Raw genomic sequence first — 14,531 nt, 5'->3', positions numbered from 1 at the left:
TGGAAAGCCGAATTACTGCTGCTGCGGCCGAGGATGGGTCTTGAGATAATCCGCCAGCGCCTGGAAATATTGCCCCAGCATTTGGCCGTTGGCCTGGTCGGACACCCGCCTGTAACTTTCGACGAGCGCGTCGCGCTTGGCCTTTCCGCCCGAGCTCTCATAGAATTCCGTCAGCACCGATAGGTCTTCCGGCGGCAGGGTGGCCAGCACGAAGGTCAGCCGCGCCTTTTCGTCCGCCCGCGCCATATCCTTGGGAAGCGGCTTTTCGTTTTCGCTTCTCGCACGCAGCGACGCGATCACGCCCTTCATCTCGGATTGCAGCTTGTCCTGCGAAACCGACGCCAGTTTTCCGGCATCGGCGCTGGAAAGGGCCTCCAGCGACAGATACATGGCTTGCGAGGTGACGGCGCTTTCCACAGCAAGATCCGGGCCGGCCATCAGATCGGCAAGCGCTTTGATACCGGGGCCTTTGTCAGGGTCGGCAAGGCGTGTTTCGATCTCCTTCGCGGCTGCCTGATCCTGCGCCTGGTACATGCGCGCGACCTTTGCCTGCCCCTCTTGCCATGCCGCGGCCGCTTTGGCGAAAGCCTTGGGGTCCACGGCATTGCTGCCAGCCGCAGCCACCGCTTTCGAGATTTCGGCAAGCATGCCGTCGGCATCGAAGGAAGACCGCGCAGCGGTCTCGAGCAGCGGCTGCGCATCGGATGTGGGAACGCTCCGGTCGGCGGCCGCCTTGGCGACGCTTTCGACAGCGGCCGGCGTGGCGGAAAGGCGCGAGGACACCGCTTCGATCTCAAGCAGGGAGCGATCGGTGGAACCGGATGCGCCGACCATGGCGGCAGCGCTCGCGACCATGACACCCGCGAAAGCGGCCGCAACCAGCGGCCAGCGCATGCGCCCCATCAATCCTTGCTTGAGAAGACCGGTCAACAGCATCGGCACCGCCTTAGATCATCCTGACATCGGTGAGCTGCTTCGGCCGCGCATCGGCGGAAAGGCGGTTGATGATCTGCTCCGCCTTTGCCATCTGGGCGCTGCCGGTCGGATCGATGAACAGCTTTTCGGCAAAATTCTGCTCCGGATAGAAGGAAGAATTGCCGGTGAGACGGCTGAGCGTGTTGATGCGTTCGCGCACGACCGATCCGATATTGTCGTATTCGATACGCTGACCGGGATCGTAGGGCTGGAAGGGCCGGCCCGTCAGGCGCGGCGAAATGGATTTCGGATAGTCGGTTGCCGAAGGCAGCTGCGGGATGGCCTTCTTGCTATATTCGATGTCGCGGCCGATGCCGCCAACGGTGCCGCCCGTTGAGGGCGCATAGGTCACGAGCTTGTCGGAATCCAGAACCGCGCTCATGTAGAACAGCAGCTCCATCTTCTGGGAGAGGCGGTTTTCGTCCACGCGCCTGCTTTCGGGCGGATTGCAGAACGGCGTCTGGCCGACCAGATCGGCAAGCCTGGATTTGCCAGCTTCGCTGATCGTGTTGTCATGCTGCACGCCCCTGATGAATTCATGCACGCAGACGTGGTTGATGGCGATGAAATCGTCGATCCGCGTCTTGAAATTCAGAGCGGTCGGCGCAGAGGCGACCGGCGCGCTGCTCGTCAGTTTTTCCGCAGCACTCGTCACCTGCTTGTTGGCGAGCTTCTTGGCTTCGTCGAGGACGCCACCCAGCGCAAACATCACCACCTTGCTGTTGGCGGCGGCATGCATGACGTTGAAGGTGCGGTTGAGGTTGTTGTTGCAGATCACGCTCAGCGCGGCGCGGCCGGCCAGCACGCGCACCGAGGTCGTCGCGAAGGCAGCCATCATGATGCTGCCCGTCAGGATCGAAGCGGAAAACACGAAGAGCTCGGCCAGCATCCGGTCGCGGGCTTCCTGGGCTTTCGACGTTTTCTGAAAATTATCGATGGCGAGATCGTAGGCCCTGACATAGGGACTGGAAACGTTCGTCTCCCACTGGGACTTGTACTTGGGCAGTTCTACCAGAATATCGTTCAAACGCTCAGTTGCAGCCGACACGATCATCTCCATTGTCAAAGCGCGAGGATGTCTCTCAAATCATCTGCGGAAACAGCATGTTTCAGCGCCTTCCCGAGGGCGGGGAAGGCAGCCGGAAACATGGAGTTGCAGTGCCAGCAGCAAGGCTGGCACTGCCGATGTCGAGAGGCTTAAGCGGCCTTGGTGGTGGCGAGATCGTAGGAGGCGATCATCGGCGACTGCGGCGAGTGCTTGTCGTCGTAAGGCGTGTACTTCACTTCCATCTTGGTGAAGTTCAGCTTGATCGTCTCGACCGGGCGGTCGCCGTTGGAATCGATCGAGTAGCTGGCGATCAGCGTGTTCTCGAGCGAATATTCGATATAGGTGTCGCCGGGATTGCCCGTCGTGACGAGGTGGATGACGGAGCGCTTGCCGGTGCGGCCCGAGCAGGCCTCCTGGAAGAGCTTGGTCGACGAGGAGTCGCTCACCTTGGTGAGGATCACTTCCGAAACGGTCGGCTCGGAAGCCTCGCGGTTCGCGGCCGAACCGGCGGAGGTGTTCATGTTGCGGGAAACGTTCCAGTGAATGGCTTCGATGTCCATCCACTTGCGATGCTGCTCGTGAGTCGCATCACCCTGGATACCGTCGATCTGAAGATAAATCGGCATGCTGTCAGCTCTCCTATTGGCGGTTGAGTGCCTAGTTGCGTCTAAGGCGTAGTTGCCTTTCTTTTCGCTGCTCCCCGAGTGCGTTTGCGGCTCGGGGTTACTTCATCCGACAACCGGCTTTCCCCCGGCGTGCCGAATTCCTGTGGGGCGGCCTCCTCGGCATCGAGGCCGAATTGATGGCCGTCGTAACCGATGGTGATCCCCGTAATCTTCTTCTGCTGCGCGACCGCTTCGAGGAAAAACGTCGAAAGAACGGGCAGCAGGTCGCGCGCTATCATCACCTCGATGGCGCGGGCGCCCATCTCGCTGGTGCGGGCGCGTGAAATCAGCGCCTCGCGCGCCTGCGGCGAGAGCGAAAGTGTCGTCCCGTAGGTCGTCCCGACTCGCTCGCGGATGCGGCCGATCTGGATATCGACGATGCCGGACAGCGTCTCGGACCCAAGCGGCATGAAGGGCAGCACGGTGGTGCGCCCGAGGAAGGCCGGTTTGAAATGCTTCTGCAGTTCCGGCAGCAGCATCGCTTCGAGCGCTTCCGCCTCCGGCATCGTCTCGGGATCGGCCGAAAGTGCGGCGATCATCTCCGAGCCGGTATTGGCGGTCATGACGATGGTGGTGTTCTTGAAATCGATGTCGCGGCCTTCGCCGTCGCGCAGCGTTCCCTTGTCGAACACCTGATAGAAGATTTCCTGAACGCCGGGATGCGCCTTGTCGATCTCGTCGAGCAGCAGCACCCCATAGGGCCGGCGCCTCACCGCTTCGGTCAGTACGCCGCCTTCGCCGTAGCCGACATAACCGGGCGGCGAACCGAGAAGCATGGAAATCTTATGCTCCTCCTTGAACTCGGACATGTTGATGGTGGTGAGATAACGGCTGCCGCCATAGAGCATGTCGGCGAGCGACAGCGCGGTTTCGGTCTTGCCGGTGCCGGACATGCCGACGAGCAGGAAGACGGCCGGCGGGCGGCGCGGATCGGAAAGCCCGGCGCGCGCCGCGCGCATGGCCGAGGCGATCCGACCGATCGCCGCATCCTGCCCCAGCACCCTTTCCTTCAGGCGGGCATCGAGCGTCTTGACGGTCTCGATCTGGTCGGCGAGCAGCTTGCCGAGCGGAATTCCGGTCCAGCGGGCGACCACGGCGGCGACGACTTCCTTGTCGACGACGCGCGGCAGCAGCGGTGTGCGGTCCGTCACCGCCGCCAGGCTGCGTTCGGTCGCGGCAAGAGCGGCCCGCGCGCTTTCCACCGTCATGGCCTGGGGCGGGAATGGCGCGACATTCGTGCCGTCGCCAGAATTGTCGGCCGGCGCCAGCGGAGCGACGGCTTCGTCGGGAGAGAAGACTTCCTCCAGCCGGTCGGCCTCGCGGACGAGCCGGTTCTCGTCGTCGAATTTCGATCGGAGCGCCTCGATTTCCGCGAGGATCTCCCGCTGCTTGACGGCGATCTCTTCAAGCCGGGCGAGTTTTTCCGGCGTCTCCGGTTCGCGCGCCAGCCAGCTTGATTCGGCTTCCAGAAGATCGCGTTCCTCGGAAAGCGATTTCAGCGCCTCCGGCATCGTCTGGCGCGCGAGCGCGACGGCCGCTGCGGCCGTGTCGATCAGGCTGATCGCCTTGTCGGGCAGCTGCCGGTCCGGCAGATAGCGTGCCGAAAGCCGGACGGCGGCGACGATCGCCTCGTCACGGATGCGAACCTTGTGATGGGCCTTCAGGCTTTCGGCCACGCCGCGCAGCATGCGGATCGCCGATTCCTCGTCGGGTTCGCGAACATGCACGGTCTGGAAGCGGCGGGTCAGGGCCGCGTCCTTCTCGATGAAGCGCTTGTATTCGCCCCAGGTCGTCGCCGCGATCGTGCGCAGCTCGCCGCGCGCCAAAGCGGGCTTCAGAATGTTGGCGGCATCGCCCTGGCCCGCCTGTCCGCCGGCGCCGATCAGCCCATGGGCTTCGTCGATGAATAGGATGATCGGCTGCGGCGAGGTCTTCACTGCGTCGACCACGCCATGCAGCCGCCGCTCGAATTCGCCTTTGACGCCGGCGCCGGCCTGCAGCAGGCTCAGATCCAGGAGCAGCAGTTTCACATCTTTCAGCCGGTCCGGCACGTTGCCGGCGGCGATCTCCAGCGCCAGCGCTTCCGCCACCGCGGTCTTGCCGACGCCCGCCTCACCGACGAGGATGGGGTTGTTCTGCCGCCGGCGCGTCAGGATGTCGATCAACTGCCGTAACTCGCGATCGCGCCCGATAACCGGATCGATACGGCCCCCGCGGGCATCCGCCGTCATGTCGTGGGTGTAGAGGCGCAGGAACTCGTTGTCCCCGGATGAGGCGGCGGGCATGGAAAGCTGTTCCGACGCGCTGGGCGCCGCCTTCTCCAGCAGCCTGTCGAGTGTCGCCCTGTCGAGGTTGCGCAGGGAGGGGGCAATGCCGCGGATAACGGCGCGCAGCGCCGAATCGCTCGTCAGCGCGGCAAGCAGATCGGCAAGAAGCACGACATTGCGCCCGCATTGCAGCGATGCAACCAGCCAAGACTCCCGGCCGAGGGAAAGCAGGTTGGGCGAGAGCGCAAGCGCGGCGCCGGCTTCCCGGGGGACGTCGGCGATCGCGGCATCGAGCTCGGCTCTCAGCGCTTGGGAAGAAACCGCGAGTTCTTCGAAAACGGCGGAAAATCCCGCAATATCAAGAAGGGAGCGAAGCCAGTGGGCGATGTCCACCATGGCGTGCTGATGACGCACGGCGAGCGAAGCCGCTGTCTCAAGACCGACACGTAGATTGGGCTCAAGCGTTCTTATGAGACGATTGAGATCGATATGAGACATCCGCAAGTCCTGTTTATACGTCGAAATTCGGCGCGCTCTCGTGATGCGAAGCAACAACTAGGGCGCTCATAAACCCTTGTCCAGAACAAAAACGACTCTATTTAAAAAAATGAGCATAAAGAAAGTCGTCATAAATCCGTCATCGTTCTGAAATGGTTGACAAGCCAATACAGGCCGCCCAAAATGCCCGCTCTCCGCAGTATGCTCTGATTTTCGAGGTATTTAACAGCGTGAACGTCCGAGAAATTATAAATTCACTTGAAGAAGATCGCCCGTGCGGAGAAAACGTGCGCAACAATACTATCCATCGTGAAATATACTATAGAATTAAGGACGCGAGAAACGCCGCTCGTACAGCCGAACGTAGTATTTCTCCGGGTGAAGTTATTACGCTTGCACCTGCTTGGCACGATGTTAGCAATCTTGGATTGCAAATCCTTTCTTCCCAAAGCAAGGACATCGAAGTATTGGCCTGGCTTGCCGAAGCCCAGTTGCGGCTGCGCGGCTTCTCAGGATTGCGTGACGTATATGTTGCAACCGTGTCGCTTTTAGACAAGTATTTCGATGCCTTGCATTCGATCGGGGATGGCGACTTCGAGGAACGGTTTGCGCCTTTCGCGGGCCTCAACGGCGTGGGCGGCGAGGGAACGCTGATCCAGGCTATTCGTTTGACATCGTTGATCCCGGACGGAAAGTTCGCCCAATTTTCGCTGTGGGATTTCCAGCTTTCGCAACGGCCGAACGAAATCGAGCGGCGCAAGGAATTGCAGCAGGCGGCGGCGGAAGCCGGTGTCGCTCACATGTCAGCCTATCTCGGCGTGCTCACCGAGTGCATCGCCGCTTTCGACCGCATGGTCGAAATACTTGACGAGCACTGCGGCGACCAGGCGCCGCCGAGTTCGAATACACGCAATGTGTTGCAAGAGGCCGCCGCTGCAATCCGCGTACTCGCCGGTATAGAAGATCCCGTCGCGGCGTCCGAAGCCCCTGCTGCGCATGATTTCGAGCACCCGCCAGCCGCCGGCGGCGGCGAGGTGGAGGCCATTCGGCCGCGGCCCGTCAGCACCGAGGCGATTCGCTCGCGGGAAGAAGCCTTCGAGCTTCTGGCTGCCGTTGCCCGCTATTTCCGCCGTACCGAGCCCCATTCACCCATTTCCATGTCGATCGAGACGCTGGTGCGCCGCGGCCGCATGGATTTTTCCGAGCTTCTTGCCGAGCTTCTGCCCGAACAGCACGCCCGCAATGCCGTGCTGACGGCAGCCGGCATACAGCCCGCAAACGACAGGGGAGGCTGACGGCGTGCGGCCCGGCCGCAATCCGCATCTTCCCAATCCGTAATCCGCCGATGAGACGAAGGAGAGCCTCGATGGCAAGTGTGCATGAGAAACTGGAACGGGTTCGCAAGCCCAGGGTCCACATCAAATACGAAGTGGAAACCGAAGGCGCGATGGTGGTGAAGGAACTGCCCTTCGTCGTCGGCGTGCTCGGCGACTTTTCCGGCAATCCCACGCAGCCGCTGAAGCCCTTCGGCGAGCGCAAATTCGTGCAGGTCGACCGCGACAACTTCGACGACGTCATGCGCCGGATGACGCCGGGCCTGACGATTTCGGTCGAAAACACGCTGGAAAACAACGGAACCCAGCTTCCGGTCTCGCTGAAATTCGAAAGCATGGCCGATTTCGAACCCGGCGCGATCGTCGACCAGGTGCCGGCGCTGAAGGCGCTGCTCAATGCCCGCAACCAGCTGCGCGACCTGATGAGCAAGGCGGACCGCTCGGAAGAGCTGGAACGGCTGCTCGAAGACATTCTGCAGAACAAGGCCGACCTTTCGCAGCTGATCGCCCAGCTTGGCGGCAAGGCCGACGAGCCGAAGGACGTGGTGAACTGAATGCCTGGAATCGCGGGCCGGCAGGCCTGCGCTGAAATTCTGAAGAGTCGTTGTCCGGCAGCGGCCCCTTCGAAGGGAAGCCTCATCCCTCAAGGCCCGCCGCTTTCGCAAAAAGGATCGTATAGATGACCGCTGAAACGCAATTGCAGACAAGGGAAGAAGCAGGGTTCGCGCCTGATCAGGACCTGCTCTCGAAGGTCGTGGCCGCAACCCGCCAGACCGAGCCCGACCGTGCCCAGGACCTCCTGCGCACCCTTACCGACCAGGCCCTCAAGGGCACCGTCACCTATGATCGCAACCTGACGATCACCTTGAACAACGCCATCGCCGAGATCGACAAGGCGATATCAAGCCAGCTCGCCGCAATCATGCAGTCGCCCGAGTTCACCAAGCTCGAAGGCGCCTGGCGCGGCCTGCACTATCTCGTCAAGAACACCGAGACGAGCGCCAATCTGAAGATCCGCGTGCTCAACGCATCCAAGCGGGATATCGCCAAGGATCTCGCCAAGGCCGTCGAGTTCGACCAGTCCCGGCTGTTCAAATCGGTCTATGAAGACGAGTTCGGCACGCCGGGCGGCGAGCCGATGGGCGCGCTGATCGGCGATTACGAATTCGACAATTCCTTCGACGACGTGCAGCTCCTGCAGGGCGTCTCGATGATCGCCGCCGCCGCCTTCGCCCCGTTCATCTCGGCCGCCAGCCCGCGCATGTTCGGCTTCGAGGATTTCCGCGAGCTGGCAAAACCGCGCGATCTCGAAAAGATCTTCGAAACGGTGGAATATGCCAAGTGGCGCAGCCTGCGGGAAAGCGACGATTCGCGCTTCGTGACCCTCGCCATGCCGCGCGTGCTCGCCCGCATGCCCTACGGTCCGAAGACCAGCCCGATCGAGGAATTCAACTTCGATGAGACCGGCGGCTCCAAGACCGGCGAACTGCCGCACGGCTCCTATTGCTGGATGAACGCGGCCTATGTGATGGGCACGCGCCTAACCGAGGCCTTCGCCAAGAACGGCTGGTGCACGGCCATCCGCGGCGCCGAAAACGGCGGCAAGGTCGAAGGCCTGCCGATGCATATCTTCTCCAGCGACGACGGCGATCTCGACCTGAAATGCCCGACGGAAGTCGGCATCACCGACCGCCGCGACGCCGAACTCGGCAAGCTCGGCTTCCTGCCGCTCTGCCACTACAAGAATACCGATTATGCCGTGTTCTTCGGCGCCCAGACGGCGCACAAGCCGAAGCTCTACGACCGCCCCGAGGCCAATGCCAATGCGGCCGTTTCGGCTCGCCTGCCCTACATGATGGCGACCTCGCGCTTTGCCCATTACCTCAAGGTCATGGGCCGCGATAAGATCGGCTCCTTCATGGAAGCGGAAGATTGCGAGGCCTGGCTCAACCGCTGGATCTCCAACTACGTCAACGCCAATGACGAGGCCGGCGAAGAATCGCGCGCCAAATATCCGCTGCGCGAGGCCAAGGTCACCGTGCAGGAAATCCCCGGCAGGCCGGGCGCCTACAACGCCGTCGCCTGGATGCGTCCCTGGCTGCAGATGGAGGAATTGACCACCTCACTGCGCATGGTCGCCCGGATTCCCTCGAAGAACTGATGAAACCGGGACCGGCGCGGCAATCCAGCTGCGCGGGTCCTCTCGAAACATCTCTTTCAGGTTGACGATGGGTTCCAGCACTGAATGGCGGCGCCGGGCGGATCAGCTGATCGCGCTGATCGACGAGGCGTTGAACAGGCAAGTCAATGCCATTCTCCACCATCCCGATTTCCAGGCGATGGAGGCGAGATGGCGCGGCCTTGCCATGCTCGTGCGCGAGGCAAGCCGCAGCGGCGAAGTGAAGGTCAAGTTGCTCGGCGTCAGCTGGCGCGAACTCGCGCGCAGCATGGAGCGCGCCAGCGATTTCGACCAGAGCCATCTGTTCGAGCTGATCTACAGCCGCGAATTCGGCATGCCGGGCGGCGAGCCCTTCGGTCTGCTGATCGGCGATTATCATCTGTCTCCCGCCGATCCCGCCGACGGCGATCCCGTCAGCACGCTGTCGCAGCTCGGCATGGTGGCGGCGGCCGCCTTCTGCCCCTTCGTTGCGGGCGCCGCGCCGCTTGCGGTCGGCCTTGAGGATTTTCACGAGCTGAACCGGGTCAACGACTTTTCCTGGCTTGCCACCGAGACGGCCCGCATCCGCTGGAACAGCCTCCGCGCCAGCGAGGATGCACGTTTCCTCGGTCTCGCCGCGCCGCGCATCCTGATGCGCTCGCCGCTGATGCCGCATTCCCGCCATCGCAATGACGGCTTTCCCTTCCGCGAAAGCATTGCCGCCGACGGCAGTTCGCTGCTCTGGGGCAATGCCGCCTTCGCCTTCGCGACCGTCGTCATCCGGAATTTCATCAATTCCGGCTGGTTCGCCGATATTCGCGGCGTCACCCAGGATGCGATCGACGGCGGCCTGCTGAGCGGTGCCGAATTGCCGCCCTATGACTTCGGCACCGAAAGCAACGGGCTCTCCGCCCAGGCGCCTGTCGAAATCCACCTGACCAGCAGCCAGGAACAGCAGCTCTGCGAACTCGGCATCATTCCCGCCGCGACCACCTATCTCTCCTCTTCGGCGATCTTCAATTCCAATCAGTCGCTGCATGCGCCGCCGCATTATGCCAACGAGCATGCGCGCCAGAACGCCCGGCTCGCCGCCATGCTGCAATATGTGCTCTGCGCCTCGCGTTTCTCGCATTATCTCAAGGTCATCATGCGCGACGAGATCGGCCAGCTCTCCGATGCGATCTCGATCGAGCGCAAGCTCATGGATTGGCTGACCGCCTATACGCTCGGCAACGACGATGCCGATATCGCGCTGCGCACCCGCTTTCCGCTCCGCTCCGCCGGCATCAGCGTCGCCGAAATTCCGGGCAAGCCCGGCAGCTTCTCCTGTACCGTCCGCCTGCAGCCGCATTTCCAGCTCGATGACGTCGCCACGAGCTTCCACCTGATCGCCGAGACCGCGACCACGGGCCAGATCCTGAGCCGTCCCGTCGCCATGCCCGAGAGGATGTCCGCATGACGCTTTCCGCCAACATCGCCCAATCGCTGAGCGACAACGCCCTCGACGAGGCGCTCGAAGAGGTCAAGGCGCATCTGAAGGCCAGGCCATCGGATCAGGAGGCGCGGCACCTCTATATCGATCTTCTGGTCCTTGCCGGCGAATATGAGCGCGCCGACAATCAGTGCAGCCTCGCCGCCACGCTGACACCCGACGCCACGATGGGCTTTGCTCTGCTGCGCAACGAGCTGCGGGCCATGGCAGCGCGTGATGCCTGGTTCGTGAGCGGCGCCGTGCCGGAGTTTCCGCAGGGGCCGAGCGAGCTCGACAAGCTCGCCCTGCGGCTCGGCATCGCCGATCGCGGCGGCAATGCCGATGACGCGAAGGCCGCGCTCGATGCGCTCGAAACCGTCAGGGGCGAGCGTCCGCTGATCTGGAACGGCAAGGCAATCTCCGATTTCCGCGATCTCGACGACCGCATCCCGCACGCCCTCGAGGTCATCATGACGGGCGGCGCCTATCTCTGGATCGATTTTGCCAAGATCTCAGCCGTATCGATCGAGCCGATCGCCCGGCCGCGCGATCTCGCCTTCCGCCGCGCCGAACTGTCGCTGATCGACGGCGCCGCCGCATCGGTGCTGCTGCCGGCGGTCTATCACGGCACCGGCAAGGATGCGGCGCTGAGACTCGGCCGGGAAACCGAGTGGGTCGAGGAAAAGAGCGGCATCACCACCGGCCGCGGCCAGCGCTGCTTCCTCGCCGGCGACGAACTCGTCTCCTTCCATGACACCCAGACTCTGGAGATCGTCCCGGCAAGCTCTGCCGGCAGGCAGGCCGCGCATGGCTGATCCGCTCGAACGCTACCGGCAGCGCGACCGCGTCCTGGCCCGCTCGATCCTCGACAGGCTGATCGACGAGGCCCCGGATCGCGCCGCCGATCCGCCGGTGAACTTCGTCGACCAGGTGCGCGAGATGCGCGAGGCGATCCGCCGCGATCTCGAAGCGCTGCTCAACACGCGCCGCTGCCCGACCACGCCGCCGGCCGTTCTTGCCGAACTGAAGGATGCGCTTGTGAGCTACGGCGTCGATGGTGTCGTCTCGGCCAATCTGATGACCGACGAGGCGAAGCTCAGGCTGGCGGCCGCGATTGAGCGGCGGATCGCGCTCTTCGAAACGCGGCTTTCCGATGTCAGGGTGACGATCCTGAAAAGCCGGACGATGACCGAGCGGGCGCTGCGCCTGCGCATCCAGGCGACCTTCCGCCTGCATGAAGGCATGCCGCCGATCAGCTTCGAATCGACCATCGATCCCTCCACCCAGCGTTTCCTGGTGGAGGCCGCGCATGGCTGAAAACTTCCTTCACCGTTACAATGAGGAATTGCTGGCGCTGCGCCGCCGGGCCGCGCGCTTTGCCGATGCCTTTCCGAAAATCGCCGGCAGGCTGCGCATGACCGGCGACGTCGCCGACGATCCGCATTTGGAGCGGCTGATCCAGAGCTTCGCCTATTCCGCCGCGCGTGTTCGGCAGAAACTCGACGACGAATTTCCCGAGCTGACAGATAGCCTGCTCGAAACGCTCTATCCGCATTATCTCGCGCCCCTGCCATCGATGAGCATCGTGAAGTTCCGCCCAAGCGATACGCTGGCCTCGGTGCAGACCGTGCCGCGCCACACCGAGATCCTGGCCGAGCCGGTGCGCGGCGAAGCCTGCCGCTTCCGCACGACGCAGGATGTGGAAATCGCGCCGATCGAAATTACAAGCGCCACCCTTTCCGGCCAGCCGATCAATGCGCCGCTTTCGGCCTATGCCGGCGTTGCCGGCTGCCTCAGGCTCTCCATCCGCTCCCTCGATGTCCGCAAACCCCTGGGCAGCCTCGGCCTGAACCGGCTGCGTCTGCACATTCCCTCCCCCTGGCAGCAGGCGGTGGCGATCTACGAGCTGCTCGCCAATCACACGCTCGGCATCGCGCTTGCCAAGCATGCGGACGATCGTTCGCCGGTCTTCCTGCCGGCCAAAAATCTCAAGCCCGTCGGCTTCGAGCCCGAAGAGGCGATGCTGCCTTATCCGGCGCCGAGCTTCACCGGTTACCGGCTACTCACCGAATTCTTCGCCCTGCCCAGAAAGTTTCTGTTTCTCGACATCGAAGGGCTCGATGCCTGGAAGGGCGAGACGCTGGAGCTCTTCATCTATCTCAAGGAGAGCGACGCCAAGCTGGAGCGAGCGGTGTCGGTCCGCGACTTCGCGCTCAACGCCACGCCCGTCGTCAATCTCTTCCGCCAGGTCTGCGAGCCGATCGCCATCGACGGCACCCGCACGGAATATCGCCTGATACCCGATGCGCGGCGCCAGAAGACCCGTGAAATCTATTCGATCGACCGCGTGCTGCTGACCGGATCGCGGGGCCAGGAGGAATTCTGCCAGCCCTTCTTCGGCCGGTCGCAGCGGGCGGGCGCAAGCGCGACCTACTGGCAGGCCTATCGCCGCTTCGACGAGGACGACCGGACCAGCGACATGGATATCGCCTTCGTCGACAGGCAGCGCCGCTCCGCCGGTCCCGTCGATGCGGTGGCGAGCGTCGATACGCTCTGCCTCAACCGCGACCTGCCGGAACAGCTGCCCTTCGGCGGCGGTCATCCTTTCCTGCAGCTTGCCTCCGGCCATGAGGCGGCGGCGGGCGTGGAGGCGCTGATCCCGCCGACGCCGTCGGTTAGAATGAACGACCAGGAGGGGCGGAACTGGCGGCTGATCTCGCATCTCGTGCTCAACCATCTCTCGCTCTTCGACAATGGCGGCGCGGCGCTGAAAGATATCCTGTCGCTCTACGCTTTCCGCGACAGCCCCGAGACCAAGCAGTTCGTCGATGCGCTGGTGCGGATCAAGGCCGCCAATTCGACAGCCCGCCTCGGCAGCGGCGGCATGGTGCCCGGCACCGAGATCACGCTGGAATTCGATCCGGCCGCCATCGACCGGCCGTCGGCCTTCCTGTTCGGCAGCCTGCTCGACCGCTTCTTCAGCCTCTACACCTCGGTCAACAGCTTCACCCGGCTCACCGTCGGCATGAAGGGGCAGTCGAGGCCGATCGCCCAGTGGCCGGCGCGCGCCGCCGAACGCCCGCTTCTCTAAGGAAGGACCGCCAGCCAACCATGGACATGCACGCCGCCAGCAAGCCAGATGCGCTGACCGACCTGCTCGAACGCGACCCCGGCCGCTTCGAGCCGGTGACGGCTTTCCGCGTCGCGCAGGCGTCGGTCGGCGAAGGGCGGCTCGATGTCGCCGCCCATGTCGGCGTCTCGCCGGCGCCGCTTGCGGTCAGCGGCTACAAGCGCAAGGCCGGCCGCGCGACGGTGCGCAGCGCCCTTGCAGGTCTCGTCGGCACGCTCGGTTCCATGCCTGCGGCCTATAACGAACTCATCATGCGCGAGGAGCGCAACCGGTCGCGGGCGCTCGCCGGCTTCTTCGATCTCTTCGGCGCGCGCATGACGGAACTCTTCGCCGATGCCAGCGAGAAATACCGCATCGCCCGGCGGCTGCGCTGGGGCGGCATATGGGCGAGCAACGCCTTCGTCACCACACTGCTCTCGCTCACCGGCTTCGGCACCAAGCGTCTCGTCGAAAAGAGCGGCGTCGACGAGGAACTGATCCTGCGTTTCTCCGGCTTCTTCGCCGCGCGCAACCGCAATGCCGTCAACCTGCGCGCCATGCTGACCGAATTCAGCGGCTTGCCGGTGGAAATCGAATTGTTCCGCGGCCGCTGGCTGACCATCCCGATGGAGGAGCGCAGCCGCATGGGCCAGCCTCAGGGTGTGCAGCTCGGCGTCAATGCGACGGCGGGTGCGGCGATCCACGATTTCAGCGGCGGCTTTCGCATCGTCATCGGCCCGCTCGGTTATGCCGATTATCTCCAGCTGGCACCGGGCGGGCGGGCCATTACCGAGCTCTTCGCCCTGGCACGGCTCTATGTCGGCGCCGCACTCGATTTCGACATTCAGGTCATCCTGAAGAAGGAGGACGTTCCCTTCTGCCGGCTGGGCCAGGCGGGCGATCCGCCGCGCCTGGGCTGGAACAGCTGGGCGCGGGTCGCACCGGCGGCAAAGGACAGCGGCGACGCGGTGATCGTCGAGCGCCTGCCGGCCGAGATGCGGTGAGG

At 63.5% G+C, this 14,531-nt stretch carries 12 protein-coding genes; 8 read left to right on the top strand and 4 right to left on the bottom strand.

The window, feature by feature from the left end:
* Positions 1 to 12: 12 nt before the first annotated feature.
* The 4 genes from ATY76_RS15230 to tssH all read right to left on the bottom strand — a co-directional run bounded on the left by ATY76_RS15230 (position 13) and on the right by tssH (position 5,453).
* Entirely contained in the window at positions 13 to 936 is a 924-nt protein-coding gene (locus ATY76_RS15230; RefSeq protein ID WP_245309899.1) for a hypothetical protein, read from the bottom strand.
* Between the two features lie 10 nt (positions 937 to 946).
* Entirely contained in the window at positions 947 to 2,029 is a 1,083-nt protein-coding gene (locus ATY76_RS15225) for a hypothetical protein (protein WP_245309958.1), read from the bottom strand.
* Between the two features lie 143 nt (positions 2,030 to 2,172).
* The gene (locus ATY76_RS15220; protein ID WP_009990920.1) at positions 2,173 to 2,649 is read right to left on the bottom strand and encodes a type VI secretion system tube protein Hcp; all 477 of its coding nucleotides are present in this window, start codon (positions 2,647 to 2,649) and stop codon (positions 2,173 to 2,175) included.
* 41 nt (positions 2,650 to 2,690) lie between these two features.
* Positions 2,691 to 5,453, bottom strand: a complete 2,763-nt coding sequence (tssH, locus tag ATY76_RS15215; RefSeq protein WP_088675573.1) for a type VI secretion system ATPase TssH — start codon at positions 5,451 to 5,453, stop codon at positions 2,691 to 2,693.
* A 230-nt stretch (positions 5,454 to 5,683) separates the two neighbouring features.
* Here tssH and tssA point away from each other — a divergent pair, with 230 nt between their 5' ends.
* The 8 genes from tssA (at position 5,684) to tssG (ending at position 14,529) form a co-directional block, all read left to right on the top strand.
* Positions 5,684 to 6,748 carry a type VI secretion system protein TssA gene (gene tssA / locus ATY76_RS15210; RefSeq protein WP_280950936.1) on the top strand — a complete coding sequence of 355 codons (1,065 nt, stop codon included), beginning with the start codon at positions 5,684 to 5,686 and terminating at the stop codon, positions 6,746 to 6,748.
* A gap of 71 nt (positions 6,749 to 6,819) precedes the next feature.
* Positions 6,820 to 7,341 carry a type VI secretion system contractile sheath small subunit gene (gene tssB, locus ATY76_RS15205; protein WP_088675571.1) on the top strand — a complete coding sequence of 174 codons (522 nt, stop codon included), beginning with the start codon at positions 6,820 to 6,822 and terminating at the stop codon, positions 7,339 to 7,341.
* 125 nt (positions 7,342 to 7,466) lie between these two features.
* On the top strand, positions 7,467 to 8,948 hold the full coding sequence (tssC, locus tag ATY76_RS15200; RefSeq protein WP_088675570.1) for a type VI secretion system contractile sheath large subunit: 1,482 nt from the start codon (positions 7,467 to 7,469) through the stop codon (positions 8,946 to 8,948).
* Between the two features lie 67 nt (positions 8,949 to 9,015).
* Complete coding sequence (tssC, locus tag ATY76_RS15195) at positions 9,016 to 10,404, top strand: type VI secretion system contractile sheath large subunit (RefSeq protein WP_088675569.1); 1,389 nt, start codon at positions 9,016 to 9,018, stop codon at positions 10,402 to 10,404.
* Entirely contained in the window at positions 10,401 to 11,231 is an 831-nt protein-coding gene (locus ATY76_RS15190; RefSeq protein WP_088675568.1) for a type VI secretion system accessory protein TagJ, read from the top strand. The genes tssC (ATY76_RS15195) and ATY76_RS15190 overlap by 4 nt, the downstream gene beginning before the upstream one ends.
* Positions 11,224 to 11,733 carry a type VI secretion system baseplate subunit TssE gene (tssE, locus tag ATY76_RS15185; protein WP_088675567.1) on the top strand — a complete coding sequence of 170 codons (510 nt, stop codon included), beginning with the start codon at positions 11,224 to 11,226 and terminating at the stop codon, positions 11,731 to 11,733. Before ATY76_RS15190 ends, tssE begins: the two co-directional genes overlap by 8 nt.
* Positions 11,726 to 13,507, top strand: a complete 1,782-nt coding sequence (gene tssF, locus ATY76_RS15180; RefSeq protein ID WP_088675566.1) for a type VI secretion system baseplate subunit TssF — start codon at positions 11,726 to 11,728, stop codon at positions 13,505 to 13,507. The genes tssE and tssF overlap by 8 nt, the downstream gene beginning before the upstream one ends.
* 20 nt (positions 13,508 to 13,527) lie before the next feature.
* Entirely contained in the window at positions 13,528 to 14,529 is a 1,002-nt protein-coding gene (gene tssG, locus ATY76_RS15175) for a type VI secretion system baseplate subunit TssG (protein ID WP_088675565.1), read from the top strand.
* Positions 14,530 to 14,531: the final 2 nt, after the last annotated feature.

Source organism: Rhizobium sp. R339 (assembly GCF_002211395.1).
In the GTDB taxonomy this organism is placed as follows: domain Bacteria; phylum Pseudomonadota; class Alphaproteobacteria; order Rhizobiales; family Rhizobiaceae; genus Rhizobium.
This window is presented reverse-complemented; position numbering and strand designations above follow the sequence as displayed.

What these genes read in the sequence shown, in the direction of transcription:
- ATY76_RS15230 (WP_245309899.1), bottom strand. Translation starts at nt 936, where the DNA reads ATGCTGTTGACCGGTCTTCTCAAGCAAGGATTGATGGGGCGCATGCGC.
- ATY76_RS15225 (WP_245309958.1), bottom strand. Translation starts at nt 2,029, where the DNA reads ATGATCGTGTCGGCTGCAACTGAGCGTTTGAACGATATTCTGGTAGAA.
- ATY76_RS15220 (WP_009990920.1), bottom strand. Translation starts at nt 2,649, where the DNA reads ATGCCGATTTATCTTCAGATCGACGGTATCCAGGGTGATGCGACTCAC.
- tssH (WP_088675573.1), bottom strand. Translation starts at nt 5,453, where the DNA reads ATGTCTCATATCGATCTCAATCGTCTCATAAGAACGCTTGAGCCCAAT.
- tssB (WP_088675571.1), top strand. Translation starts at nt 6,820, where the DNA reads ATGGCAAGTGTGCATGAGAAACTGGAACGGGTTCGCAAGCCCAGGGTC.
- tssC (WP_088675570.1), top strand. Translation starts at nt 7,467, where the DNA reads ATGACCGCTGAAACGCAATTGCAGACAAGGGAAGAAGCAGGGTTCGCG.
- tssC (WP_088675569.1), top strand. Translation starts at nt 9,016, where the DNA reads ATGGGTTCCAGCACTGAATGGCGGCGCCGGGCGGATCAGCTGATCGCG.
- ATY76_RS15190 (WP_088675568.1), top strand. Translation starts at nt 10,401, where the DNA reads ATGACGCTTTCCGCCAACATCGCCCAATCGCTGAGCGACAACGCCCTC.
- tssE (WP_088675567.1), top strand. Translation starts at nt 11,224, where the DNA reads ATGGCTGATCCGCTCGAACGCTACCGGCAGCGCGACCGCGTCCTGGCC.
- tssF (WP_088675566.1), top strand. Translation starts at nt 11,726, where the DNA reads ATGGCTGAAAACTTCCTTCACCGTTACAATGAGGAATTGCTGGCGCTG.
- tssG (WP_088675565.1), top strand. Translation starts at nt 13,528, where the DNA reads ATGGACATGCACGCCGCCAGCAAGCCAGATGCGCTGACCGACCTGCTC.